Annotated in this window: 19 protein-coding genes and 1 riboswitch; of the genes, 7 read left to right on the top strand and 12 right to left on the bottom strand. The window is 72.8% G+C overall.

The window, feature by feature from the left end; all coding sequences use genetic code 11:
• Positions 1–452 precede the first annotated feature (452 nt).
• The 5 genes from BLT97_RS24975 to BLT97_RS24950 form a co-directional block, all read right to left on the bottom strand.
• Entirely contained in the window at positions 453–1,601 is a 1,149-nt protein-coding gene (locus BLT97_RS24975) for a hypothetical protein (protein WP_093613921.1), read from the bottom strand.
• 119 nt (positions 1,602–1,720) lie between these two features.
• Positions 1,721–2,896: a ribosomal eL19 family protein gene (locus BLT97_RS37570; RefSeq protein ID WP_143041379.1), complete on the bottom strand. Its 1,176-nt coding sequence runs from the start codon at positions 2,894–2,896 to the stop codon at positions 1,721–1,723.
• 158 nt (positions 2,897–3,054) lie between these two features.
• A complete protein-coding gene (locus BLT97_RS24960) occupies positions 3,055–4,236 on the bottom strand; it encodes a vWA domain-containing protein (RefSeq protein ID WP_093613915.1) in 1,182 nt (393 codons plus the stop codon).
• Positions 4,233–6,689, bottom strand: coding sequence for a DUF5682 family protein (locus tag BLT97_RS24955; protein ID WP_093613913.1), 2,457 nt, complete (start codon positions 6,687–6,689; stop codon positions 4,233–4,235). The genes BLT97_RS24960 and BLT97_RS24955 overlap by 4 nt, the downstream gene beginning before the upstream one ends.
• Positions 6,690–6,754: 65 nt before the next feature.
• Positions 6,755–7,879: an ATP-binding protein gene (locus BLT97_RS24950; RefSeq protein ID WP_093613911.1), complete on the bottom strand. Its 1,125-nt coding sequence runs from the start codon at positions 7,877–7,879 to the stop codon at positions 6,755–6,757.
• Between the two features lie 208 nt (positions 7,880–8,087).
• Here BLT97_RS24950 and BLT97_RS24945 point away from each other — a divergent pair, with 208 nt between their 5' ends.
• Together BLT97_RS24945 and BLT97_RS24940 are read left to right on the top strand one after the other, a co-directional pair.
• Positions 8,088–9,428, top strand: a complete 1,341-nt coding sequence (locus BLT97_RS24945; protein WP_093613909.1) for an SWIM zinc finger family protein — start codon at positions 8,088–8,090, stop codon at positions 9,426–9,428.
• A 76-nt stretch (positions 9,429–9,504) separates the two neighbouring features.
• Positions 9,505–11,121: a DUF5691 domain-containing protein gene (locus tag BLT97_RS24940; RefSeq protein ID WP_093613907.1), complete on the top strand. Its 1,617-nt coding sequence runs from the start codon at positions 9,505–9,507 to the stop codon at positions 11,119–11,121.
• 182 nt (positions 11,122–11,303) lie between these two features.
• Here BLT97_RS24940 and icmB read toward each other — a convergent pair whose 3' ends face one another.
• Positions 11,304–11,714, bottom strand: a complete 411-nt coding sequence (icmB, locus tag BLT97_RS24935; RefSeq protein WP_093613905.1) for a coenzyme B12-dependent isobutyryl CoA mutase small subunit — start codon at positions 11,712–11,714, stop codon at positions 11,304–11,306.
• A 418-nt stretch (positions 11,715–12,132) separates the two neighbouring features.
• Here icmB and BLT97_RS24930 point away from each other — a divergent pair, with 418 nt between their 5' ends.
• From BLT97_RS24930 to BLT97_RS24920, 3 genes are all read left to right on the top strand, one after another.
• Positions 12,133–13,029 carry a lipase family alpha/beta hydrolase gene (locus tag BLT97_RS24930; RefSeq protein WP_093613903.1) on the top strand — a complete coding sequence of 299 codons (897 nt, stop codon included), beginning with the start codon at positions 12,133–12,135 and terminating at the stop codon, positions 13,027–13,029.
• Positions 13,030–13,198: 169 nt separating this feature from the next.
• Positions 13,199–14,176: an aminoglycoside phosphotransferase family protein gene (locus BLT97_RS24925; RefSeq protein ID WP_093613901.1), complete on the top strand. Its 978-nt coding sequence runs from the start codon at positions 13,199–13,201 to the stop codon at positions 14,174–14,176.
• Between the two features lie 227 nt (positions 14,177–14,403).
• On the top strand, positions 14,404–15,939 hold the full coding sequence (locus BLT97_RS24920; RefSeq protein WP_093613899.1) for a M23 family metallopeptidase: 1,536 nt from the start codon (positions 14,404–14,406) through the stop codon (positions 15,937–15,939).
• 83 nt (positions 15,940–16,022) lie between these two features.
• On the opposite strand, the gene pcrA is transcribed toward BLT97_RS24920, so the two are convergent.
• A complete protein-coding gene (gene pcrA, locus BLT97_RS24915; protein ID WP_093613897.1) occupies positions 16,023–18,515 on the bottom strand; it encodes a DNA helicase PcrA in 2,493 nt (830 codons plus the stop codon).
• A 231-nt stretch (positions 18,516–18,746) separates the two neighbouring features.
• Positions 18,747–18,894: riboswitch (cyclic di-AMP (ydaO/yuaA leader) on the top strand.
• A gap of 6 nt (positions 18,895–18,900) precedes the next feature.
• Between pcrA and BLT97_RS24910 the strand changes: the two genes are divergently transcribed.
• Positions 18,901–20,079 (top strand): C40 family peptidase, encoded by a 1,179-nt coding sequence (locus BLT97_RS24910; protein WP_093613895.1) that lies wholly within the window; start codon positions 18,901–18,903, stop codon positions 20,077–20,079.
• A 94-nt stretch (positions 20,080–20,173) separates the two neighbouring features.
• Here the strand turns inward: BLT97_RS24910 and BLT97_RS24905 are convergent, their stop codons facing one another.
• Together BLT97_RS24905 and BLT97_RS24900 are read right to left on the bottom strand one after the other, a co-directional pair.
• Positions 20,174–20,527 (bottom strand): hypothetical protein, encoded by a 354-nt coding sequence (locus BLT97_RS24905; protein ID WP_093613893.1) that lies wholly within the window; start codon positions 20,525–20,527, stop codon positions 20,174–20,176.
• A 75-nt stretch (positions 20,528–20,602) separates the two neighbouring features.
• A complete protein-coding gene (locus BLT97_RS24900) occupies positions 20,603–22,189 on the bottom strand; it encodes a ricin-type beta-trefoil lectin domain protein (protein WP_093613891.1) in 1,587 nt (528 codons plus the stop codon).
• 433 nt (positions 22,190–22,622) lie between these two features.
• Here BLT97_RS24900 and BLT97_RS24895 point away from each other — a divergent pair, with 433 nt between their 5' ends.
• Positions 22,623–23,711 carry a C40 family peptidase gene (locus BLT97_RS24895; protein ID WP_245769528.1) on the top strand — a complete coding sequence of 363 codons (1,089 nt, stop codon included), beginning with the start codon at positions 22,623–22,625 and terminating at the stop codon, positions 23,709–23,711.
• Between the two features lie 49 nt (positions 23,712–23,760).
• On the opposite strand, the gene BLT97_RS24890 is transcribed toward BLT97_RS24895, so the two are convergent.
• The 3 genes from BLT97_RS24890 to BLT97_RS24880 all read right to left on the bottom strand — a co-directional run bounded on the left by BLT97_RS24890 (position 23,761) and on the right by BLT97_RS24880 (position 25,524).
• Positions 23,761–24,147 (bottom strand): DoxX family protein, encoded by a 387-nt coding sequence (locus BLT97_RS24890; RefSeq protein WP_093613887.1) that lies wholly within the window; start codon positions 24,145–24,147, stop codon positions 23,761–23,763.
• Positions 24,148–24,255: 108 nt separating this feature from the next.
• Positions 24,256–24,783, bottom strand: a complete 528-nt coding sequence (locus tag BLT97_RS24885) for a hypothetical protein (protein WP_093613885.1) — start codon at positions 24,781–24,783, stop codon at positions 24,256–24,258.
• 51 nt (positions 24,784–24,834) lie between these two features.
• Entirely contained in the window at positions 24,835–25,524 is a 690-nt protein-coding gene (locus BLT97_RS24880; RefSeq protein ID WP_093613883.1) for a contact-dependent growth inhibition system immunity protein, read from the bottom strand.

The following is a 25,524-nucleotide window of genomic DNA, read 5'->3' as shown; positions in this document are numbered from 1 at the left end:
ATCGCGATCGCGTCTGTCGCGTTCGTTGTCTGCGGGCTGCGTCTGCATGTCTGCGTCTGCATGGGCGTGCCGCGAAGGGCAACGTGACGGCGCTGTCACTGAGGGAGGCGTACACGGTGGCCGTGGACGCGGCATGTCCGTCTCGCAGGTTATCGCCGTGGGACGTTGGTCCCTAAATCGCAGATCACACTCCGGCGGTGATAACGGTCACAGACCGTGGTGCCGCGGGCGTGCCGGGGTGCGCGGCATCGGGCGTACGGGGGTAACGGGGATACGGGGGTGTGCGAGCGCAGGCCGCGGGCCGGGGTCCCTCCGGCGCGGGGTCCCCACCGAGCGCCGGAGGAACGGCTGTCCGGCCCGCGGCCACGCAGGTGCCGGCCTGGCGGGCCGGCCACCCGTGCGTCGGATCCGGCCGCGCGGCCGGTCCGTGTCAGCCGCGCCGCCGGTCCGTGTCAGATGCCGGCCGCGAACCCGGGGGTCACCGCGGAGGCCGTGGCCTGCACGCCGGAAGCGGCGTTCTGCACGAGCGGGCCCGCGTCCGCGCGGACCGTGCCCGTGAGGTCCTCGGCGAACGGGCCGACCTCGGCGGTGACACCGCGCACCAGACCGTCCGCCTCGCCGCCGACGCCGGTGGCGAGGCCGGTCGCGGCCGTGCCGACGTCCTGGACCAGGGGCTGCACCTCGGAGACCACCACGTCGGCCACCGGCTTCACGTCCTCGACGACGCCGCCCGCGAAGGGCCGCACCTCGTCGGTGACCCCCTGCGCGAACGGCGTGACGTCCCCGCCCACGCCCTGCACCAGCGTGCCCGCGTCGGCGAGCGCCTGGCCGACGACGGGGAGCACCGACTCGACGGCGGTCGCGGCGACCGGCGGCAGCACGGCCGCGGTGGTCTCGGCGACGACCGGGTTCGCGGCGGCCAGGGCGCCCTGCGCGTGGGCCGGGGCCTGCTCGAGCACGCCGGGGGCCTGCTCGACGACGGCCGGGGCGAAGGCGGAGAGCGGGCCGAAGAGGTAGTCGATCTCGCCCTCGGGGGCGGGGAGTTGGGCGGCGGGCAGACCGTCCGGCAGGGAGGCCGGGAGCTGCGCGTTCGCGAGGCCGGAGGGCAGCTCGGCCGCGGGGAGGCCGGTGGGCAGCTGGGCGTCCGGGAGGCCGTTGGCGGGGAGGTCCGCGGCCGGGAGGTCTGCGGCCGGCAGCTCCGCGGTCGGGAGCTGGCCCGCCGGGAGCCGGTCGGCCTGGCCCTTGGCCTGGTCGGCGGCGCCCTGGAGACCCTGGAGGTCGCCGAGGCCCTCGGCGCCGCGCACGGCCGACTCGGCCTTCGCCTTGGCACCGGCCGCGGAACCCTTCGCCTTGCCCAGCGCCTCCTCGGCACCGACGCCGGAGGCCTTGTCGCGCACCTGGTCGCGGACCTGGTCGAGCGCGTCGGTGGCGACGTCCACGTCCGGCGTGCTGACGGGCGCGGAGACCGGCAGCTCGGCGGCGCCGGCGTTGGCGGCACCCAGACCGATCATGCCGGTGGCGCCGGCGGCGGTTATGACGATGTTGCGCCGGATGTTCCGTCCGCTCACGGACGGCGTGCTCTGCTTCTTGTGCTTGCTCATTACTGCTTCGGATCCTTCGAATTCGAGGGTACGAAGGGGCCGTTCACGGCTCCCTTCGCGGCGGGCAGACCTGTCCCGCCCCCGCGCGGCAGGTCGTCAGGCGGGGGGAAGGGCCTGCCCTAGCCGGGGAATTCGAGGACGTCGCGGTGGCGCTCGCGGACTCCGTCGTACGAGGTGGAGGCGCTCGGGCCGCCGGACAGCGGCGCGGCGGCGTAACCGTCGGTGAGCGTCGCGCCCTGCAGATCGCCGTGGCGCTGCGAGCCGGACTCGGCGGTGCTGTGCGCCCCGAGTCCCTGCGGGCCGCCGGGCACGGGGAGGTGCGCGGGGCCCGACGGGGCGGTGGGGTGCGGGAGTTGGGCGGTGGGGTGCGCCTCCGGTGCGGAGACGGCTGACTGCCATGCCGCTGCCGGGACGGTGGCGTGCGTGTGTTCTGCGGAGTCCGTACGGGGATCGCCGGGCAGCGCGGAATCCGCGCCGGAACCGGGCGACGGCTGCTGCGCCGCCGGGTCGGCGCCGCGGTCCCCCACGGGCAAGGGCACGTACGGCAGCGCCGGTTGCGGCAGCGGGACGGGCCGGAGCAGCCCGGTGACGGTCTCGACCGCCGCGGCCGTGGTCGCCCGCAGGGGCTGCGTCACCTGCCGCACGGACCGCTCTATCGGCTCCCGGAGGGAGTCGACGGCTTCGCGGACTGGGCCGAGGGACTCGTGGACGGGGGTGACGGTCTTGAGGACGGGTGCGGTGGCTTTGCGGACGGGTGCTGCGGCATCCCGGGCGGGTGCTGCGGCATCCCGGGCGGGCGCTGCGGCTTCCTGAACGGGCATTGCGGCATCCCGGGCGGACGCCGCGACACCCTGGCGAACGGGCGCCGTGACGCCCCTTACCGGTTCGACGGCTTGGCGGGCGGGCGCGGTGGCTTGGCGGACGGGCTCAGCGGCCTCGCGGACAGGTTCGGCTGCTTCGCGTATGGGCTCGGCAGCTTGGCGGACCGGTTCGGCTGCTTGGCCGACCGGCTCGGTGGCCTCGCGGACAGACTCGGCGGCCTCGCGGACCGGCTCGACCGCTTCCCGTACAGGCTGAACGGCTTGGCCGCCCGGCTGGGTCGCCTCACGTACAGGGGCCGTGAGCTGGTCCCGTACCGGTGCCGTGGGGTCCTCGGCCGCCTGCGCCCGCTCGCCGCACAGCAGGCCGAGCACGAGGAACGCGCCGAGCAGCAGCGCCAGTTGCAGCGCGCGCCGCACCGCCGTCGGGCGCAGGGCGCGCCGGACGGCGAGGGGCAGCGTGGCTGCGAAGGTCAACAGGGCTCCATGGCGTGGGGTTCTGTGGGGCACCCGCGTGCGGCACCGGCCGGGTGGGCCGGTGCGCCTGCCGGGTGAGGCTCGTGGGGGCGGAATCGCTCAGTCCGGCGCGCCCGCCGATCCTCGCACGCGACAACTGGGGTCGCGCAAGCCCCCTGTTACTGATGGGTCTCCTTGTCCGGTATGGGCAGTGGCCGCTTCTCGATCGCGGCGGCCATCACTTCGGGGAACAGGTCGGGCGTGCAGGCGAAGGCCGGCGCGCCCAGGTTCGCGAGGGCCGCCGCATGCTCGCGGTCGTACGCCGGCGCGCCCTCGTCGGAGAGCGCGAGCAGCGTCACGAACTGCACTCCGGAGGCCTTCATCGCCGCGACCCGCTTCAGCATCTCGTTGCGGATGCCGCCCTCGTAGAGGTCCGAGATGAGCACGACGACGGTGTCCGCGGGGCGGGTGATCTGCGACTGGCAGTAGGCGAGGGCGCGGTTGATGTCCGTGCCGCCGCCGAGCTGCGTGCCGAACAGCACGTCCACCGGGTCGTCGAGCTGGTCGGTGAGGTCGACCACGGCCGTGTCGAAGACGACGAGACGGGTGCTGATCGAGCGCATCGAGGCGAGGACCGCGCCGAACACCGAGGCGTAGACGACGGAGGCCGCCATCGACCCGGACTGGTCGATGCAGAGCACGACGTCCTTCTTCACGGACTGCGCGGCCCGTCCGTAGCCGATCAGCCGCTCGGGCACGACCGTCCGGTGCTCGGGCAGGTAGTGCTTGAGGTTGGCCGCGATCGTGCGGTTCCAGTCGATGTCATGGTGGCGGGGCCGGCTGATCCGCGCGCTGCGGTCGAGGGCGCCGGTGAGGGTGGCACGGGTGCGCGTGGCCAGCCGCTTCTCCAGGTCCTCGACGACCTTGCGCACCACGGCCCGTGCGGTCTCCTTGGTGGTCTCGGGCATCGCCTTGTTGAGCGAGAGCAGCGTGCCGACCAGATGCACGTCCGGCTCGATGGCCTCGAGCATCTCCGGTTCGAGCAGGAGCGCGGACAGGCCGAGGCGGTCGATGGCGTCGCGCTGCATCACCTGGACCACGGAGGACGGGAAGTACGTACGGATGTCGCCGAGCCAGCGCGCCACGGCCGGCGCGGAGGCGCCGAGCCCGGCGGAACGGTCCCTGCCCGCGCCGCCGTTCCCGCCCCGCTTGCCGTAGAGCGATTCGAGCGCGGAGTCCATCGCGGCGTCGCGTCCGCCGAGCCGGTACTCGGTGCCGTCGGCCTCCTGGCCGCCGAGCACCATGCGCCAGCGGCGCAGACGCTCGGCGCCGGCCGATGCCGGCGGGGTGTGGGTGGTCATCCGGCAACCTCCGCAAGGTCGTTGGTGCTGTCGGGGGTGGTGGCCGGGGGCGCGTCCAGGCCGAGGAGCAGGCGCACCACCGGCAGAGCGGCCCTCGCGCGCTCCTCGTCCAGGTCGTCCGCGAAGCCGGGCACGCCGGCCGTCACCTTCGCGGCCGACTCTGCGGCGGGACCGCGCCGGACCAGTTCGCCGAGGGTGCGGCGTACGCCCGGTTCGTACGCCGAGAACGTGCGCCGCAGCAGCGGCAGCACATCGGTGAACGCCGCGTCGGGCACCGAGACGAGCCAGGCGTCCACGAGGCCGAGCAGCCGCTCGTCGTGGACGAGGAGCATGCCGCCGGACCCGCCGCCGACGAACCCGTCGATCCACGCGGCCGCGTCGGCCGGAGGGGTTCCGGCCGAGAGCGCGAGCCCCATGAGCCGGCCTGCCTCCTCCTGGCTCAACTCACCTTCGTCGAGCAGCAGTCGCACCGCCCGGCCGCGGATCACCCCGGGCACCGTGTCGCGGGTGCCGAGGGCGTGCAGCACGGTGAACCACCGGGGACGTATGCCCTCGGAGGTACGGGCCTCCGCGTCGTCGAGCAGGCCGACCGCGCCGTGCACCGCGTCCACGTGGGTGCGCATCTCCGCCGCGCCGTCCGCGTCGAGGCCCGCGCAGGCCGGGGCGAGGCCGACGAAGACCCGCTCGGCGAGACCGGCCGCCACCTCGGCGAGCGCGGCGGTGTCGGTGCCGCGCACGTCCCCGTAGCGGAGCGAGCGCACCAACGCGGGCAGTGCCTGGGCGAGATGGCCGACGTCGGCGTCGAGGGCCGCGCGGTCGGCGAGGACGCGCATCACGACCGGCAGGGCGTCGGAGAGTCCGGCGAGCAGGCAGCGCTCGGCGAGTGCCGTGATGTCGGCGAGTGCCGCCGCGCCCACGGCGTTCGCCTCGGCCTTCGCGGTGGCGGCGCCGAGCACCGTCGTGCCCCAGATGCCGGCCTCGGCCACCCGCACCGCCAGTTCGGGCTCCCAGCGCAGCCGCCAGCTCTCCCTGAACGTGCCCGTGCTGCCGCGCGTCGCGGCCGCGGGCTCGCCCCAGCCGATGCCGAGCAGCCGCAGGCGGTGCAGCAGGCGGCTGCGCGCGGCGTCGTTGGCCCCGCGCAGGTCGAGCTCCAACTCCCGCTCCAGGGCTTCCGGTTTGAGCCGCAGCGACTTCTGGGTCCGGGTGAGGTCGCGCTGGAGCGGGACGGCGGGGGCGGCCTCGGGGACCTCGCCGAGCACGTCGCCGACGATGAGGCGGTCGTGGATGAGCGCGAGCGGCACGTCGGAGCCGTCGCAGAGCACGGCGCGGACCGCGTCCGTGGTCTCGGAGAGGCCGGGCAGCGGGCGGCCGCGCATGACGGCGAGGGACTCGGCGAGCCGTACGGCCTCGATGACGTGGGCCGAGGACACGAAGCGGTCCTCGTCGCGCAGCAGGCCCGCGACCTTGGTCAGCCAGCGCTCCACCGGGCGGTCCGGGGCGGCGAAGAGATGCGCGTACCAGCCCGGTGAGTCGATGCCCGCGCCGTAACCGCTCGCCCGTGCCAGGCGGCGGTGGGTCCAGGGCACCCAGGTCATGTCGACCTTGGCCTTGGGCAGGCCCTTGAGCAGGGCGCGGTCGGCGGTGAGGGTGGTCCGCTCCCGCAGCGCGGGGACGTGCCACGCGCCGCACACGACGGCGACATCCGGACCGAACTCCTTGGCCGCGGCGCGCATTTGGAGCCGCATGTACGCCTCGCGGACGAGGTCGCGGTCGTGGCCGCCCGTGCCGTACACCTCGCGCAGCGCGCCCATCGCCTCGGCGAGCGCGGCGAACGGGGCCAGCGCGTCACCGCCCGCCGCGGGCTGCCCCCGGTACTCGACGACGTCCTCCCACCAGCGCTCGGGATCGTCGTATCCGGCGGTCTCGGCGAGCACGGCGATCGGGTCGAGCCGCAGCCCGTCGACGGCCCCGGGTCCGCCGGACTCGGGCTCGTCCGACACGGGTGCGCCGGACTCGCGGGCACCGCCCTCAAGTGCACCGGCCTCGGGCTCACCTCGCTCGGCCTCCGGCCCTTCTGTCGCCGCCTCCTTCTCCCCCGCCCGCATCGCCAGCGCATGCGCCGCCGGCAGGTCGATGAACCGCACCGGGACCCCGTGCTCCAGCGCCCACGTGATCGCCACCCACTCCGGCGAGAACTCCGCGAACGGCCAGAACGCCGAGCACCCCGGATCGTCCACGACGTGCGCGAGCAGCGCGACGGGCGGCCGCATCCCCTCGTCGGCGGCCAGCCCCACCAGGCCGTCCGCCTCCGGCGGCCCTTCGATCAGGACGGCCCGCGGCCGCCGCTCGTCGAGCGCCGCCCGCACCGCGCGCGCCGACCCGGGCCCGTGGTGACGCACCCCGAGCAGCCAGGGCCCTTCCACGGCACCGGAGTTCACCGGCTCCCCGTTCATCAAGCCTCCCCCTCTCCCCTACGTGATGTCCGCACCCGCGGCCCGCCCCGCGCCGGGCCGGCGCCTCACCCGCTCACCTCGCGGCAGGCCCGGTAGAAGTCCTTCCAGCCGTCGCGCTCGCGCACCACGGCCTCCAGGTACTCCTTCCAGATCACACGGTCCGAGGCCGGGTCGCGGACGACCGCGCCGAGGATGCCCGCCGCCACGTCTCCGGGGCGCAGCACGCCGTCGCCGAAGTGCGTGGCAAGGGCGAGTCCGTTGGTGACGACGGAGATCGCCTCGGCCGTGGAGAGCGTGCCGCTCGGGGACTTCACCTTCGTACGGCCGTCGGCGGTGATGCCGTCGCGCAGCTCGCGGAAGACGGTGACGACCCGGCGGATCTCGGCGATCCCGTCGAGTCCCTGCGGCAGGTCGAGCGAGCGGCCCAGCTGGTCCACGCGCCGCGCCACGATGTCCACCTCGGCGTCGACGCTCTCGGGCAGCGGGAGCACCACCGTGTTGAAGCGGCGGCGCAGGGCGCTGGACAGGTCATTGACCCCGCGGTCGCGGTCATTGGCCGTCGCGATCAGGTTGAACCCGCGGACCGCCTGCACCTCCTGGCCCAACTCCGGTATGGGCAGGGTCTTCTCCGACAGGATCGTGATGAGCGTGTCCTGCACGTCCGCGGGGATGCGCGTGAGCTCCTCGACGCGGGCGGTCATGCCCTCGGACATCGCGCGCATCACGGGGCTGGGCACGAGGGCGTCGCGGCTCGGGCCGTGGGCGAGCAGCTGCGCATAGTTCCACCCGTAGCGGATGGCCTCCTCCGGTGTGCCCGCCGTGCCCTGCACGAGCAGCGTCGAGTCCCCGCTGACGGCCGCCGCGAGATGCTCGGACACCCAGGTCTTCGCGGTGCCCGGCACCCCGAGCAGGAGCAGCGCCCGGTCGGTGGCCAAGGTGGTCACGGCCACCTCGACGATGCGGCGCGGCCCCACGTACTTCGGTGTGATCACGGTGCCGTCGGGCAGCGTGCCGCCCAGCAGATACGTGGCCACCGCCCACGGCGACAGGCGCCAGCGCGCGGGGCGCGGACGGTCGTCGGCGGCGGCGAGCGCGGCGAGCTCGTCCGCGAACGCGTCCTCCGCGTGCGGCCGCAGCACCTCGGCGGTGTCCGCGGACGCCTGCTGCGCCCCGTTGTCGAGCACGGTCATGGATCCCCCTCCAGCTCTCCCGGGACGCCTCGTCCCGGGCCGATCTCCGGCGTGGCATCCACGGTGCACCACGCCACTGACAATCGGCCGCGCGCACGCCTCGCACACGTCTCCCGGCCACCGCGCAGCCCGCCCCCAACTCCGCTTCATCACGCGCGTATACGCAGGTCAGCGGCGATTGTCAGTGGGGGGATCTACCTTCGCAGACATGACTCAGCAGGGGGTGCGCTGGACGGCCGACCAGGTGCTGGCACTGGCGCCTGACGCCGCGTCGCGCAAAGCCGGAAGCAAGCTCGGGGCGGCGGGTCCGTGGTCCGAGGCGGGCAGTTCGAAGGAGGGGGCCGTATGGGGGCTGTGCAAGGGCAGCGGCAGCAAGCCGTACCAGACGGTGGTCGACACGGCGGGGCCCGCGTACAAGTGCAGCTGCCCGAGCCGGAAGTTCCCGTGCAAGCACGCGCTGGGGCTGCTGCTGCTCTGGGCGGGCGACGAGGGGGCGGGGCAGGCGATCCCGGACGCCGAGGCGCCGGAATGGGCGGAGCAGTGGCTCGCGGGGCGGCGCAGACGCGCGGAGCAGCAGGAGGCGCCGGACAAAGGGGAGAGCAAGCCGGCTGACGAGGAGGCCGCGCGGCGCCGCGCGGCGCGGCGGGCCGAGCGGGTCACCGCGGGGGTGACCGAGCTGGAGCAGCGCCTCGCCGACCTGGTGCGCGGCGGCCTCGCGTCGGCGGAGCAGACGGGGCACGGGCTAGGTGAGGAGACCGCGCGCCGGATGGTGGACGCGCAGGCGCCCGGACTGGCCGCGCGCGTCCAGGAGTTGGGGGTGATACCGGCGTCGGGGGCGGGCTGGCCGGTGCGGCTCCTGGAGGAGTGCGCGCTGCTGCACCTGCTCGACCAGGCCTGGCTGCGCAGGGAGCGGCTGCCGGACGCCCTGGCGGCGACGGTGCGGGCACGGATCGGGCTGTCCTCCTCCGCCGAAGGGCCCGCGATACGCGACCGGTGGCTGGTGCTCGCGCAGTACGACACGGCAGACGCGCGGCTCACCACCCGCCGGATCTGGCTGCGGGGCCAGGAGTCGGGGCGCACGGCGCTGCTCCTCTCCTACGGAGCGGCCGGCCGCGCACCCGAACTCGCCCTGCCCGTCGGCCTGTCGCTCGACGCCGAGCTGTCCGCGTACCCGGGCGGCGGGCACCGGCACGCGCTGGGCGAGCGTCACGCGCCGGCCGTGCCCGCCGACCTGCGCCCGCAGGGGGTGGACACCCATGCGGCGGCGGCCGCGTACGGCAGGGCGCTGCGCGAGGACCCGTGGCTGGAGTCCTGGCCGGTGACGCTGCACGACGTCATACCGACACCGGTCGGCGACGGCATGCAGCTGGCCGACGCGGACGGGGCGGGGGCGCTGCCGGTGGTGCCCGTGTCGCGGCCCGGTCTGTGGCGGCTCGCGGCCGTCTCGGGCGGCGGCGGTGTGACGGTGTTCGGCGAGTGCGGGCACCGCGGGTTCACACCGCTCACCGTGTGGGCGGGAGACGGAGGGGGTGCGGTGCCGCTGTGCTGAGGACGCACCGGCCGCGCCGCGGCCCCGACCCGCTTGCCACACAACGATGTTCGTACGTCACGGAGGGAGGTGCCGGATGACCGGGCAGGAGACCGCACAGGCCGGGGCGGCGAGCTGGGAGGAGCTCGTCACCACGGCGCTGCTCGGCACGGACCGGCGCGGCATCGGCCGGGCGGCGGTCCGCGGCCGCAAGGACGCGGCCACCGCGCTGCTCGACGAGGCGGCGCTGCACACCGTGCGGCGCCGGGCCGGGCTGCGGCCGGGCTCCGCGGCCCCGCGCCCCGAGCGGGCGCAGGACGATCCGCGCCCCGCACTGCCGGCCGCCGCGCGCCGGCGTCTCGCGCTGCTGCTCTCCGACCGTCCGGGGACGGGGAGTTCGGGCCGGCGTGGCAGCACACCGGACCTCACGGAGCTGCTCCCGCAGTGGCTGGCCGCGGCCAACGACCACGGGTACGCCGCGCCGGCCGAGCTGCTGCCCGCCCTGCTCGACGCGGCGCGCGGCAGGACCGACCTGCGTCCGCCCGCGCTGGCCTTCGCCGGTCCCCGCGCTTTGTGGCTGGCGCGGCTCAACCCGGAGTGGAAGTTCGCGCTGCGCACCACACCCGGCGGCAGCGCCCTGCCCTCGCCCGAGGACTCGGAGGCGGTCGGACGGCTGTGGGAGGAGGGCCTGTTCGCCGAGCGGGTCGCGCTGCTCGGTGCCGTACGGGCGCATGATCCCGGAGCCGCGCGGGCGCTCGTGGAGAGCACCTGGTCCACCGAGCGGGCCGAGGACCGGCTGATGTTCCTGGACTCGCTGCGGACCGGGCTCGCCGACGGTGACGAGGCGTTCCTGGAGCGGGCGTTGTCGGACCGCAGCCGCAATGTCCGTACGACGGCGGCCGAGCTGCTGTCCGCGCTGCCCGGCTCGGCCCTCGCCGGGCGGATGGCGCGGCGGGCCGCGACCTGCGTGGCCCTGGACGCGCTGCGCACCGGGATCACGGTCGAGGCGCCGCACGAGTGCGATCCGGGGATGGAGCGCGACGGCGTGGTGGCCTCGCCGCCGCCCGGCCGCGGTCAACGGGCCTGGTGGCTCGGCCAGTTGGTGGAGGCCGCGCCGCTCGCGACCTGGCCGCAGCGGCTCGGCGGGCGGTCACCGGCCGAGATCGTGGCGCTGCCCGTGGCCGACGACTGGCAGGGCGAGCTGCACGCGGCGTGGTGCCGGGCGGCCGTGCGGCAGCAGGACGCGGAGTGGTCGCGGGCCCTGCTGGGCGCGGCGTCCTCGCCGGGGGCGGCCGGCCCCGGGGCGGTGTCGCTGGCGGAGCGGGCCAAGCTGCTCGGGACATTGCCGGAGCAGGAGCGTGCAGAATGGGTGGCCGGATTCATCGCGGCGCACGGGCTGTCCGAGGCGTTCCAGCTGCTCGGGGTGTGCGCGGTGCCGTGGGCCGAGCCGCTCGGCGGTGCGGTGGTGGACGCGCTCAACATCGCGCGGGACGCGGGGAGTTATCCCTGGTCGTTCAGCGGGGTGATGGGGCTGGCCGAGCGGTGCCTCGACCCGGCGGCGGCCTCCCGCCTGGAGGCGCTCACCGCCACACCGGACGAGACGGAGGACGGAGCACCCGGCGCGGGCGGCTACTGGGCGGAGGCGTTCCAGCGCCTGGTGGGGACGCTGAGGCTGCGGGCCGTCATGCGGGAGGAGTTGGCGGGGGCCGTGTGAAGGGTCCCTGCCCTGTCGCGGCGACAGGAGGGCCTCGCCCACTTCGCGGCGGGCAGGGATCCGCACCTCACGGCAGGGCGAGGAACTGCCGAGGCCCCGCCTCACGCCAGCGAGGCCACGGTTCCGGCGGACGCCACCACGTTCAGGCGGACGCCACCACCTTCAGGCAGACGCCACCACCTTCAGGCGGACGCCGCCACGTTCCCCCGTACCCACTCCACGATCGCCCCGGTCGTCGCGCCCGGCGTGAAGATCTCCGCGACGCCGAGGGACTTCAGCGGGGGGATGTCCTCCTCCGGGATGATGCCGCCGCCGAACACCTTGATGTCCTCGGCGTCGCGCTCCTTGAGGAGCTCGATGACCTTCGCGAAGAGCGTCATGTGGGCGCCGGAGAGGATCGACAGGCCGATGGCGTCGGCGTCCTCCTGGATGGCCGTGTCGACGATCTGCTCGGGCGTCTGGTGCAGGCCCGTGTAGATGACCTCCATGCCGGCGTCGCGCAGCGCCCGCGCGATCACCTTCGCCCCGCGGTCGTGGCCGTCGAGACCGGGCTTGGCGACCACCACGCGGATCGGACCGGTTGTCGCACCCATCACTGCCTCCATGTCGAGCAAGTCGTGCGGGACTCCCCTGGAGTGTGCCCGGGAAGTGCCCGGAACCTCACGGTCGAGGTCCCGAAGAAGTGAACGAACGTTATCGCCAGGATCGCAGGCCCGGCAGTTTCGCGGTCAGGAGCGAGGGGGAAATCACACGTGGGACAACGTTCGCCATGTGCGGCTCCCGCCGACAGCGCCCGAGCCGACTCTGAGGCCGCCGCCGGGGTCCGCGCACAGGGGAGCCGCAGGAGGTCGCCGCACCACCGCGCCGGCAGCCGCACGGCGCGGTGGTGCGGTGCCGTTCCATGAGGACGGCGCGGCGGCACGAGGGTGCGAGGGCCGCAGCCGCGCGGCGCCCCATGTGGGCCCACGGGGGACAGAGCTGTTCTCCGTGTGCCGTTTGGGAGGTCGGCTCATGGAGGCCGCGCGGATTCTCAAGATCCTGAAGGCACTGCCCCTGCTCCTGCCCGCCTGGACCCAGCGCCTGTGGCCACCGCACCCGTGGCTGCCGCTGCTGTCCTCGTCCGCGCTGCTCAAGGCCACCGCACTCGAGCTCGCCATCCTCACGGGCCATGTCCTGCTCTATCCCTCGGGGATCGTCCAGGAACGTTTCACCCTGCCTCCCGCCGAGGACGACGGGGCCGACGAGGACACCCCACGTCTCCCCGCGGGACGGCACGACCGCCCGGTCGTCCTGCTCCACGGCTTCATCGACAACCGCTCTGTGTTCGTGCTGCTGCGCCGCACCCTCGCCAAGCACGGCCGCCGCCATCTCGCCTCCCTCAACTACTCGCCGCTGACCTGCGACATCCGCGAGGCGGCCCGGCTGCTCGGCGCCCATGTCGAGGAGCTGTGCGAGCGCACCGGGCAGCAGGAGGTCGACATCGTCGGGCACAGCCTCGGCGGCCTGATCGCGCGCTACTACGTGCAGTGCCAGGGCGGCGACGCCCGCGTGCGCACCCTGGTCACCCTCGGCACCCCGCACGGCGGCACCCGTGTCGTGCCGGCGATGAACGCCCATCCGATCGTGCGCCAGATGCGCCCCGGCTCCGAGCTGATCGCCGAACTCGCGGCGCCCGCGCCCGGCTGCCGCACCCGTTTCGTCAGCTTCTGGAGCGATCTGGACCAGCTGATGGCACCGCTCGAGACCGCCTGTGTCGACCACCCCGACCTGCTCGCGCACAACGTGCGGGTGACCGGCATCGGCCACCTCGCCCTGCCCGTCCACCCCGCCGTCGCCACGGGCATCCGCCAGGCCATCGACGACGAGACCGCCCTCGCGGGCACCTCGGGCGCGGTGTCGGTGGCCTGAGCGGGGCACCGGCCCGGACGACGACGCCCCGCACCACTTCCGGCCCCGTACAAATCAGTTGACCACCCGGCGCACCCCCGGCTTCGATGCCCGCGTGACCGCCTCGACGCCCGAAACGTCCCCTTCCCCGTCCCCGTCCCCGTCCCCGTCCCCGTCCAAGCCGCGCAGGATGCACGCCGACCAGGCCGACATCGACGAGGCGCTCGTGCGCCGGCTGGTCGACGGGCAGTTCCCGCAGTGGTCCGGGCTGCCCCTCACGTATGTGGACTCGCCGGGGACGGTCAACGCGCTCTACCGGCTCGGCGCGGACATGGTCGTACGGCTGCCGCTGTGCGCCGGATCGGACGAGGAGATCGAGAGCGAGTTCCGCTGGCTGCCCGAGCTCGCGCGGCAGCTGCCCTGCCCGGTTCCCGTACCGCTCGCCAAGGGCGCACCCGCCGAGGGGTACGGGTGGCAGTGGTCGGTGTACCGCTGGCTCGACGGCGACACGCCCGCTCCCGGCCGGATCGCGCAGCCGCGCGAACTGGCCGCGGATCTGGCCGGGTTCATCACGGCCCTGCGCCGGATCGACACCGCCGGCGCACCGCGCTGCTCCCGGGGCGGCCCGCTGCGCCCGCGCGACGAGGCGACCCGCGCGGCGCTCGCGCAGCTCACCGACGTGATCGACACCGCGGCCGCCGCCGCGGTCTGGCAGGAGGCGCTCGACGCGCCGCCCTACGACGGACCCGACCGCTGGATGCACGGCGATCTGCAGCCCGGCAACCTGCTGGTGCGCGAGGGCCGGCTCGCCGCGGTCATCGACTTCGGCATGGTCGGCGTCGGCGACCCGACGGTGGACCTGCTCACCGCCTGGTACGCGCTGCCCGCCGAGGTCCGTGCGGACTTCCGCGCCGCCGTCGGTGCGGATGAGGCGAGTTGGGTACGGGGCCGGGGGCTCGCCCTGTCGATCGCGCTGCTCGAGCTGTCGTACTACCGCGAGAGCAACCCTCGGATGGCGACCACGGCGCGCCATGTGATCGACGAGATCCTCGCCGACCGCCACGCCGACCGCCACGCCGAAGCCGACGCCGACGCCGACGCCGACGCCGACGCCGACGCCGACACCGATCCCGACGGTCGAACCGATCTCCGGACCGCCGGCAACTGAGCCCGCCACAGGACCTCACCGACGCCCCGAGCACCCCACGCAGAGCAACAAAAGCTCGAACATTCTTCGAACACAAGGCCAAAGCTGTGCCCGCAGTCCGCCGAAAGGCGGCCGAATGCCCGTTTCTCTCGCCAACGAAACCAGCCGAAGATTGTCGGCGTCGCACACAGCCGGGTACAGTCGCCGCACTGCTCCGCCCCCTTGTTGTCGAGGCGAAAGAGAAGTTGGTGAACGAACAGCACGGCCACGCCACCGGTCACGGCGGCTACGCGACGGGTGCCTTCGACACCACCACTTTCGACTCCGACCCCCTTTTCGGGGCCCTGCCCGGCGCGTATGACGCGGGCCGGAGCGGCCAGTGGGACAGCTCCCAGTGGACCGCGGTGCAGACCCCCGCCTACGGCACGGACGGCGCGTCCGCCCAGGACCCGTACGCCGCCCAGCACACCGGCGGTTACAGCGACGGCAGTTACGACACCGGCGGCTACGACACGACCGCCATGTGGGCGAGTGCCGGATACCAGGCGCTCGGGGACATCCCTGCGCAGCCCGGCCCGCAGAGCGCCGAGCAGTGGGACACCACCGGCCACTGGCAGACGACCGGCGCGTACGGCTACGCGGACACCGGCACGTACGACGCCACCGCCTGGAACTCCGCGGGTACGGACACCGCGTACGAGACCGGCACCGAGGCCACCACCTTCGAGACCGCCTCCTTCGAGACCGCCTCCTTCGAGACCACTTCCTTCGAGGCCGCCTCGTACGACAGCACCTCCTACGAAACCGGCTCCTTCGAGCCCGCCTCGTACGAGACCCCCGCCGTCAACACCCCGTACGAAACCCGCGAAGGCGATGACTTCGACGGGGTCTACGGCGAGACCGAACTCCTCGACGGCCCGGTGACCGCCGACCACGACCACGGCCACGGCCACGGCCACGGCCACGACGACTCTTTCGACGAGTCCGAGCCCGAGCCCGAGCCGGTACGCGTGGCGCACAGCCCCCGCCCGCCGCGCTCCGGCGGCTCGCGCGGCCGGCGCCGCACCCCCGCCAAGCGTTCCGCGCTGCTGACCGTGGCCGTGCCCTCGGTGTGTGCGCTGGGCGTGACCGGGATCGCCGCCGCCTCCGTCGTCGGTTCGATGGGCGGCACCGAGGAGCCGAAGACGCAGGCCGCGCCCGACCCCAGCTCGGTCGAGACCGCAGCCGCGAACAACAAGCTGGACACCCAGCTCACCGAACTCTCCGCGGACGCCAACGAGTTCGCCGACCGCGCCAGCCGCACGCAGGAGCGCATCGACCTCAAGGAACGCCAGGAGGCCGAGCGCAAGCGCAAGGCCGAGGAGGCCGCCCGCAAGGAGGCGCTGCGCCCCAAGTTCTCGCTGCCGGTCAAGCAGCACGGGCTCAGCGCGTACTACGGGCAGGCCGGCGTGAACTGGATGTCCGTGCACTCGGGCATCGACTTCCCCGTCGCGTACGGCACCGAGGTGCTCGCGGCGACGGACGGCACCGTGCGTACGCAGTGGAACGGCGCGTACGGGAACATGGCCATAGTGACGGCGCCCGACGGCACCGAGACCTGGTACTGCCACCTGTCGAGCACGAAGATCCGCAGCGGTTCGGTCAAGGCCGGCGATGTGATCGCGTACTCCGGGAACTCCGGCAACTCCACCGGCCCGCACCTGCACTTCGAGGTGCGCCCGGCGGGCGGCTCGGCGATCGACCCGCTGCCGTGGCTGCGCAACCACGGACTCAACCCGGCCTGACCGGGCCCGATATCAAGCGAACGGGGTGACCTCCACCAGGAGGCCACCCCATTCCCGTATCCGCGGCACCCGCGGTGCCTTCGCTACAGCTTCTCCACCGGCGCGTACCGCAGCAGCAGCACCTTCGGCTTGGCGTCGCCGAAGTCGATCGTGGCGCGCGCCTTGTCGCCCGCGCCCTCGACGCCGACGACCGTGCCGAGCCCGAACTGGTCGTGCGTGACCCGGTCACCGACCGCGAGCGAGACCACCGGCTTGTCGCCGGCGCGGCCCGTGGCGAAGCCGGAGGGGCCGCCGCGGGAGGCGCGTGCGTTCATCGACGAGGAGAGCGAGGTGGCCACCGAGGCGGCCGGGCCCTTGCCCACCGGGGCGCCGAGCTTGGCGCCGGTGCGCTTCCACTCCAGGTGCTGGGCGGGGATCTCCTCCAGGAAGCGCGAGGGCGGGTTGTACGAGGGCTGGCCCCAGGCGCTGCGCAGAGTGGAGCGGGTGAGGTAGAGGCGCTCGCGGGCGCGCGTGATGCCCACGTACGCGAGGCGGCGCTCCTCCTCCAGTTCCTTGGTTTGGCCGAGGGCGCGCATGTGCGGGAAGACGCCGTCCTCCATGCCCGTCAGGAAGACGACGGGGAATTCGAGGCCCTTGGCGGTGTGCAGGGTCATCAGCGTGATGACGCCCGAGCCGTCCTCGTCCTCGTCGGGGATCTGGTCGGAGTCGGCGACGAGGGCGACGCGCTCCAGGAAGTCGGCCAGCGTCCCTGTCTCGCCGTCTTCCGCCTCCTGCTCGAACTCCAGGGCCACGGCGGCGAGTTCCTGAAGGTTCTCGATGCGGGTCTCGTCCTGCGGGTCGGTGGAGGCCTGCAACTCGGCCAGATATCCCGTCCGTTCGAGCACGGCTTCCAGGACGGTGGCCGGGCCCGCGCCGGATTCCACGATCGTACGGAGCTCCTCCATCAGCGTGTTGAAGCGCTTCACGGCGTTGGTGGAGCGGGCCGCCATGCCGTACGCCTCGTCCACGCGGACCAGTGCCTGCGGGAAGGTGATCTTCTCGCGCAGGGAGAGGGCGTCGATCATGGCTTCGGCGCGCTCGCCGATGCCGCGCTTGGGCACATTGAGGATGCGGCGCAGCGGGACGCTGTCCTCGGGGTTGGCGAGGACGCGGAGATACGCGAGGACGTCCCGGACTTCCTTGCGCTCGTAGAAGCGGACGCCGCCGACGACCTTGTAGGGCAGGCCGACGCGGATGAAGACCTCTTCGAAGACACGGGACTGCGCGTTCGTACGGTAGAAGACCGCCACGTCTCCGGCCTTCGCGTCGCCCGCGTCCGTGAGCCGGTCGATCTCGTCGGCGACGAACTGGGCCTCGTCGTGCTCGGTGTCGGCGACATAGCCGGTGATCTGCGCACCGTTGCCCGCGTTCGTCCACAGGTTCTTCGGGCGGCGCGACTCGTTGCGCTCGATGACCGCGTTGGCCGCGGAGAGGATCGTCTGCGTGGAGCGGTAGTTCTGCTCCAGCAGGATCGTGGTCGCGTCCGGGTAGTCCTCCTCGAAGTCGAGGATGTTGCGGATCGTGGCGCCGCGGAAGGCGTAGATCGACTGGTCGGCGTCACCCACCACGCAGAGCTCGGCGGGCGGCAGGTCGTGCTCGCTCGGCGGTACGTCCTCCGGGTGGGCGCCGGTGCCGACCAGCTCGCGCACCAGGGCGTACTGCGCGTGGTTGGTGTCCTGGTACTCGTCGACCATCACGTGCCGGAAGCGGCGGCGGTAGTGCTCGGCCACGTCCGGGAACGCGCGCAGCAGGTTGACCGTCGTCATGATCAGGTCGTCGAAGTCGAGGGCATTGGCCTCGCGCAGGCGCGCCTGGTACATCGCGTAGGCCTGGGCGAGGGTCTTCTCGAAGCCGTCGGCGGCCTGGCTCGCGAAGTCCTCCTCGTCGATGAGCTCATTCTTGAGGTTGGAGATCTTCGCGCTGAAGGCCTTGGGCGGGAAGCGCTTCGGGTCCAGGTCCAGGTCGCGGCAGACGAGCGCCATGAGGCGCTTCGAGTCGGCGGCGTCGTAGATCGAGAACGAGGAGGTGAAGCCCAGCTTCTTCGACTCGCGGCGCAGGATCCGTACGCACGCGCTGTGGAAGGTCATCACCCACATCGCGCCCGCCCGCGGACCGACGAGCTCCTCGACGCGCTCCTTCATCTCGCCCGCGGCCTTGTTCGTGAAGGTGATCGCGAGGATCTGGCCCGGGTGCACATTCCGCTCGGCGAGCAGGTACGCGATGCGGTGGGTCAGGACGCGGGTCTTGCCGGAGCCCGCGCCGGCCACGATGAGCAGCGGGGAGCCACTGTGCGTGACGGCCGCGCGCTGGTTCTCGTTCAGCCCGTCCAGGAGGGCCGCGCCGTCCAGGACCGGGCGCGGGGCACCGTCGCGGTAGTACGCGTCGCGCTGCACGGGCGCGTCGAACTTCCCGGCGAACAAGTCCGCCGGGATCTCCTCCGGGCCCTCGTCCTCGGGGGGCGGCGGGGCGCTGTGGTCCCTGGCCCCGTCCTTGGACTGGAGCTCCGCCAGAAAACTGTCGTCAAAGAGGCTGCTCATCGCCTACCGAGTCTAGGCGTCCGGTGTGACAGCGGGTTCCGGGTTCGCCCAGGCTGACCGTTTCGGGACGGTACGGGAGGCGGCTGGACGACGGGATGCGCCAAGGTCACGAAAATGTATCGGGCATATCGAACATCAACCTTCACAGCTGCCACACGAGTTGGCTAGCGTGCTCCGCGGGCCGCGCGTACCCCCACCGGCGACCGTCGCCGGGAACCCGCGGCCTGCGCCGAGTCCGGAGCGCCGAGCACAGCAATCCGGAGCCGGGGACCCACCAGACCTTGGGGTGAATCGGGACGGCCCCCACCCGTTCCGTAGGGCAGACCTTTCCGCGTCCGAACCCGACAGCTAACCCGGTAGGCGTCAGTCGGAAGGAGCGCCTGCCTTGGCGTCGCACCGCAAGCCGCGGACCAGTCGAATACGTACCTCGCACGCCGTCGGGATCACCTCGGCCGCCCTCACCTCGGTCGCCCTGCTCGCGCAGACCGCGAACGCCGCGCCCGCCGAGCCGGACAAGCCCTCCCTCGAGGAGGTGCAGAAGAAGGTCGACGAGCTGTACCGCGAGGCCGGCACCGCCACGCAGAAGTACAACCTCGCCAAGGAGCGCTCCGGGCAGCAGCGCGAGAAGCTGAACGATCTCCAGGACGAGGTCGCCGAGCGCACCGAGAAGGTGAACGACGCCCGGCGCGAGCTCGGGCAGATCGCCGCCGCGCAGTACCGCAACGGCAGCGCCTCCGACGCCGCCGTCCTGCTGCTCTCGGACAACCCCGACGACTACTTCGCCCAGCGCCAGCTCATGGGGCAGCTCTCCGGCCGGCAGCACAAGGCCGTCGAGGACTTCAAGACGCTCCAGACGCAGGCGAACGACAAGCGGGACGAGGCCACGGACTCCCTCGCGCAGCTCACCGACACGGAGAGCGAGCTCAAGACCAGCAAGCAGGACGTGCAGCAGAAGCTGGGCGAGGCGCGTGAGCTCCTGTCGAAGCTGACGGAGGAGGAGAAGAAGCGGCTGGCCGAGCTGGAGCGGCAGCGCGAGGCAGAGGCCAAGCGCAAGGCCGAGGAGCTGGCCCGCAAGCAGGCCGCCGAGGAGGAGGCGAAGCGGCGGGCGGCCGAGGAGGCAGCGAAGGAAGAGGCCGCGAAGGAGGAGGCCGCCGAGGAACCGGCCGAGCCGCCGGCCTCCGGTGACGGCGGCGCTGACGCGGGCGACTCCTACGCGGCGAAGGCCGAGAAGGTCATCGCCTGGGCGGAGACCCAGATCGGCAAGCCGTACGTGTGGGGCGCGGCCGGCCCCGACTCGTACGACTGCTCCGGTCTGACGCAGAAGGCCTGGGCGCAGGCCGGGATCTCACTGCCGCGCACCACCTGGGACCAGGTGAAGGTGGGCACGACCGTCACGGTCGAGAACGCCAAGCCCGGTGACCTGGTCTTCTTCTACGACGACATCAGCCACGTGGGCATCTACATCGGCAACGGCGAGATGATCCACGCACCGAAGCCGGGCGCCAACGTGCGGACCGAGTCGATCTACTACATGCCGATCCACAGCGTCGTACGCCCGGCGTGATACGCGGAGAGCCGGGGCCGGGGTCCGGGGGGCGTCAGCCCCCCCAACCTCTCCCCGCCGCGGAGCGGCGGAGCACGGTGCGCTGACGGCGCGCTCACGTCCACAACGTCGCGATGAAAATGTTCGCGGTGGTCAGAGCGCCGACCGCCGCGAACATCCCCTTGTCGACCTTCTCCTCGTCCCGCTTCACGTAGACGAGGCCGAGGATCACGATCAGGATCGCGAGCTTCACGCCGATCTTGATGTTGTTGACCGTCTGGTCGTCGGCCTGGTTGAGGCCGACCAGCGCGATGCCCGTGACGAGCATGGTGAGCGCGCCGTGCAGCATCGCCGGGGTGAAGCGCGCGGTGCCCTCGCCGATCGCCTTCATCTGCGTGAGGAATCCGCCGAGGAGCGAGGCGATGCCGATGATGTGCAGCGCGACGAACACGTTGATGAGTACGTCCATGGGCCGGAGCCTAGAGGGTGCCTGAGCAGCACCCGGAGGTGGCCCCGGCCCTGGACGCTGCCCTGGCCGGACGGGCTAGCCCGTGAACCTCTGGGCCGCCGACCCGTCGCACTTCTGCAACCGGATCTGGCTCTTCGCCGCCGCCTGCGTCAGGCACATCCCGGTGGCCGCCGCGGGCCGCAGGGTGGCGCCGTCGCGGACGAACTTCTGGTGCGTGCCGCCGTGGCAGTTCCAGATCACCAGGCCCGCGCCCGCCTGGTAGGTGGCGTCGGAGGTGTCCAGGCAGCGGTCCTGGGTGAGGCCCGTCATGACGGTCTGGCGTGCGGAGTCGTACCACCAGGTCTGGTTGCGGGTCCCCGCGCAGTCCCAGCCGAGGACGCGGGTGCCGTTGGCGCTGGTGGAGCCGTCCACGTCGAGGCAGTTGCCGGTGCCGGCGTTCCTGAGCGGCTGGTAGACGTCGTCCCAGGCGAGCGGGAACAGGACTGGCCTGCCGCTCGAGTTGACGTCCGCACAACTCGCTTCCTTCAGACCCGAGTTGTAGAGCTGGGTGAGGCAGGAGGCGAAGGCCGCGTGCCCGCGGGCGTTGGGGTGGAAGGACTGGCGCACGGAGTTCGAGTCCGGCAGGCCCGGCTTGCTGAGGTCCACGTACAGACCGCGGGCCCAGGGGTCCTCCATGCAGACCTCGTGGCCGTGGAAGAGCCGCGAGTTGTCGAGATACGTGGCTCCGGTGCTCTGCGCGACCTTGCGCATGCCGCGTTCGAAGGCGGGGACGGCGGTGTTGCGGCCCCAGACGGTGTCGGAGTCGTAGCCCATGCCGCCGCAGGCGAGCTTGCCGGGGAAGGCCGGGTTGTCACGGAAGTCGGGCCCGATGGGGCTCGGGTAGCCCATGACGACCAGCTTGTAGTCGCCGTCGGCGTAGCCGGCGCCGCGCATCGTGGTGCGCAGGTCGCGCACGGTCTGCTCGACCTTGGGCACGAGGGCGTCCACGCGGGCCTGCCAGCCGCCCGCGTACTTGGGTGCGCAGGGCCCCTGGAGCAGGATGAAGCGCGTGACGCAGTCCGTCATGACGGGCCCGAACTGGAGGTCGTCGTTGGCGCCCGCGACGAGCAGCACCATCTTGATCTTCGTGTTGCGGGCCTTGATGGCGAGGCTGTCGCTCTGCACGAGCTCGTCGGCGTACTGCTTGCTGCCGCCGATCCGGATGTTGCCGCTGTAGGCGCCCGAGCAGGAGACGTTGTACGTGACGTCGGCGGCGATGCCGGTGCGGTGGACGGCCGCGTCGGGCGAGCGGTGGCACCAGTTGTCCGGGCCGTTGGTCGGCGGCTCGTACGTGCCGACGCCCTCACCGCTGATCTCGCTGTCGCCGAGCGAGATGAGCGCGGACTTGCGCTGGTCGAGGGGGCGTTCGGCGGGGTCGCCGTAGAGCTTCACGGCCTCGGCGGCGCGGATCTTCTCGAGTTCGGGCGGGAGGGGGGTGCTCGCGGCGGCTCCGGTCTCCGCGGCGGGGGCGGCTGCGGCCGGGGCGGCGGCGCCGGCCTCCGCGGCGGTCCCGGCTGTTGCGTCCGGGGCCGCGCCCGCCGCGGGGACGGCGAGGCCGAGCAGGGCGGTGGCCGCGGCGACGGCCAGGGCGGTACGGCGGGTGCTGGGTCTGATGCGCTGCATGGCGTCTCCCCGAGTGAGGTGTTACCCGAGGTATTTACTGGCGGGTAGGCGCCATGGGAATACTGAAAACAAGACAGTTGCTCACCTTTTCCGGTCCGGGGCTCTCCGCCTCCAACCCCTCCCTGCCGCCCATACCACAAAACCCACCCGCGCCCCGACACTTCAGACGCAACGGTCAACTCACCGCATCCCGCGACCACATGGCACATCCCGCCGCACCGGAACCGGTCAACACCCTCACCCGAAAGACCACTTCCGCACTTTCCGTCACCAGGCCGTGACGGAGAGGTTTAGCGTCCTTGACCGGTGACCGGCTCCCCACCGCCGTCCGAGCCCCATCCGGACGACAGTCGGTCACTACCGCCGAGAGGTCCGGCGGCGGCCCGCTCCCCCTGTGCGGGTCGCCGCCGGACGCGTAAGGATGTGTCTGAGGTTGGCCGCGCATCGCAAGCCCAAACCGCGTTCGCTCACCGGCTCGTTCACCGGCTCGCTCACCGGCAACACCGCACGTACCGCACTGACCCTGGCGCTCGCCGGCGCCGCGTCCACGACCCTGTTCGAGGGCTCGGTCCAGGCGGACCCCCGGCTCACGCCGGCCCAGGTGAAGGCGAAGGTCGACAAGCTCTACCACGAGGCGGAGGTCGCCACCGAGCAGTACAACGGAGCGCGCGAGAAGGCCAGGAAGGCCCGGGGCGCGATCAACGAGCTGCAGGACGAGGCCGCCCGCAAGACGGCGAAACTGGACGAGGCGCGTACGGCGCTCGGCCGTGCGGCGACGGAGCAGTACCGTTCCGGCAGCATCGACCCCACGGTGCAGCTGGCCCTGGCCGACGACCCCGAGGAGTTCCTCGACCGCGTCTCGCGCGGCGAGCAGACTGCGGGCCGGCACGCCAACGAGATCAAGGGTGTACGCGAACAGCTCCGCGAACTCGAGCAGCTGCGCTCGGCCGCGGCGGACCGCTTCGACGAACTCCAGGACCACCAGGCGGAGTTGAAGCGCCACAAGACGCAGATCACCAAGAAGCTCGACAAGGCACGGGAACTGCTCGCTTCCCTCTCCCCCGAGCAGCAGGCCTCGTACGCGGCGGGCGAGCCCGGCGCACCCGGTACATCCGACACGTCCGGCGCACGCGCCTCGCGCGAGATGCCGCGCGGCTCCCTGAAGGCCCCGAACGCCCGCGCCGCGCAGGCCGTCTCCTTCGCCTACAGCGCCCTCGGCAGCCCGTACGTATGGGGCGCCGCGGGCCCGAACGCCTTCGACTGCTCGGGCCTGACACAGGCGGCGTACCGCTCGGCGGGCGTCTCGCTCCCGCGGACGACGTACACGCAGATCAACGCGGGCCAGCGGGTGTCCCGCGGCGAACTCGCCCCGGGCGACCTGGTGTTCTTCTACTCGGGCATCAGCCACGTCGGCATCTACGTGGGCGGCGGCCAGATGATCCACGCCCCGAACCCGTCCGCGCCGGTGCGGCTGGCGCCGGTGGACTCGATGCCGTTCGCGGGGGCTACGCGGGTGGTGTGAGGTGTACCGGCCGATCCGGTCGGCGCCGAACCGACCGGAGGGCCCCGCCTCACGCGGTGAACGCCTCGGGCCCGAACCGCCCCCAGGCCACGAAGGCCGCGAGCACCAGATACACGAGATCGACGGCCACGAGCTTCATCTCCCCGCGCCGGAACCGCACGACGGCCGCCCCGGCCATCAGGAGCACGAGCCCGACGGCGGCCGTCGGCACGAGCACGGGCGCGATACCTGTGACGGCGGGCAGGATCAGTCCGACCGCGGCCAGCACCTCGACGGCCCCGATGCCCTTGACGCCCGCGGCACTGAAGTCATGGACCCACTCGGCACTGGGCCCGAAGGCGGCGATCCGCTCCTTGGCGAGCACGAGCTTCCCGGCCCCGCCGAAGAAGTAGGCGGCGGCGAGGAGGGCGGTGATGATCCAGAGGGTGACGTGCATCGTTCTTCACTCCTTGGTCCACGAAGGGGGGTCATCTTCGGGACGAGGGAGGGGGGCTGGTTGTGACACGGTGTCGAGGCCGGCCTGAGGGTGTACGGCGCGGCACGCTCACAGCTCGGCGAAGGACCAGAAGACGCCGACCTCGTCGTCGGACACCGCCACCAGGCCGCAGTCCAGATCGAGCTCACCGATGCACTCGAAGGAGCCCTGCGGCCTCATGGGATTGCTGTCCGCTTCCTCGAAGAAGTCGTCGAAGTTCGTGTAGAAGTCGGCGTGCGGGCCGAAGCGGCCGAGCACGCACCGGGCCTCGCCCAGCAACTCGTACCTGCGCCCCTCGATGTCGGGGATACGGGTCGCGTCGAACCCAGCGTCGAGCAGGGAGATGAGCCGCCATGCGGCGGGCTCGGGCCGCAAGGGATACAGATACTGGCGGAGTTCGCCGGCCTCGTACGGGACGAAGGGGTACGAGGGCCCGGCCCCGCCGGGCCGGGCTGCGGCCGGCCAGAGGTCGTGCCCTCGCCAGGAACGGGGGTCTTCGACGCTCCTGGCCATGACCGCGGTCACGTCCTGCGCCCAGTCCTTGTGCCGCCGGGGTCCCACGGACGCGAAATCGCAGGCGCCGAGAACCGTGCGCACGGCACTCTCCCACCGGGCCTGGGACGGGCCCCGGTCCTGTCCCGGCACGTCTCAGTCGCCCTGCGGAGGCGGACCGTAGTCGGCCCGGGGCTCGGCCAGTTGCTGCGCAACCGCCGCCAGCCACCCACTCGAGCCGTCCGGCCCCGGCGGATCCACCTCCATCCCCAGCTCCGCCACCGCGAGCGCGTAATCCGACTCCTCCAGGCGCAGGGCGAGGAGTTCGTGGATCTCGCCGGTGAGGCGGGCGGTCAGGTGCGGGTCGGTCGTGGAGGCGTAGTCGCGTACGGCCGCCTCGTGGTCCTCGAACTCGTCCGGCATGTCCTGCGAGAACCAGCCGCCCAGGAACTGGCCGAGTTCGGGGAAGCGGGCGTGCCACTCCCAGTGGGTGCGGGGCATGGACGCGGGCGGGACCGTGCCCGACTCGATGCTCGCCTTGATGTGGTCGGCGAGCACGAACAGCCAGTCCTGGATGGCGGATTCGGGCAGGCCTACGTCCGGGACCGGGTAGAACTCGCCGAGGCCGAGGCGCAGGCGGCCCGGAGGGTTGCGGGCGTACTCGCGCAGCTGGGTCTCCGCCGTGGCCAGGGCCCAGGGGCGGGTGAGCCAGGTGTGGCGGAGGTAGGCCTGCAAGGCCTCGCTCGGCTTGTCGGGCTCGTCGTCGGCGGGCATGCCGAGGTACGCGCTGATCACCTGGTCCAACTCGCCGTAGCGGCGGTCGAATTCGAGGGGCTTCATCGGCAC

It is taken from the genome of Streptomyces indicus, assembly GCF_900100315.1.
GTDB classification, from domain to species: Bacteria; Actinomycetota; Actinomycetes; order Streptomycetales; family Streptomycetaceae; genus Streptomyces; species Streptomyces indicus.
The sequence above is the reverse complement of the archived record's forward strand: the minus strand, read 5'-3'. Positions and strand labels throughout refer to the sequence as shown.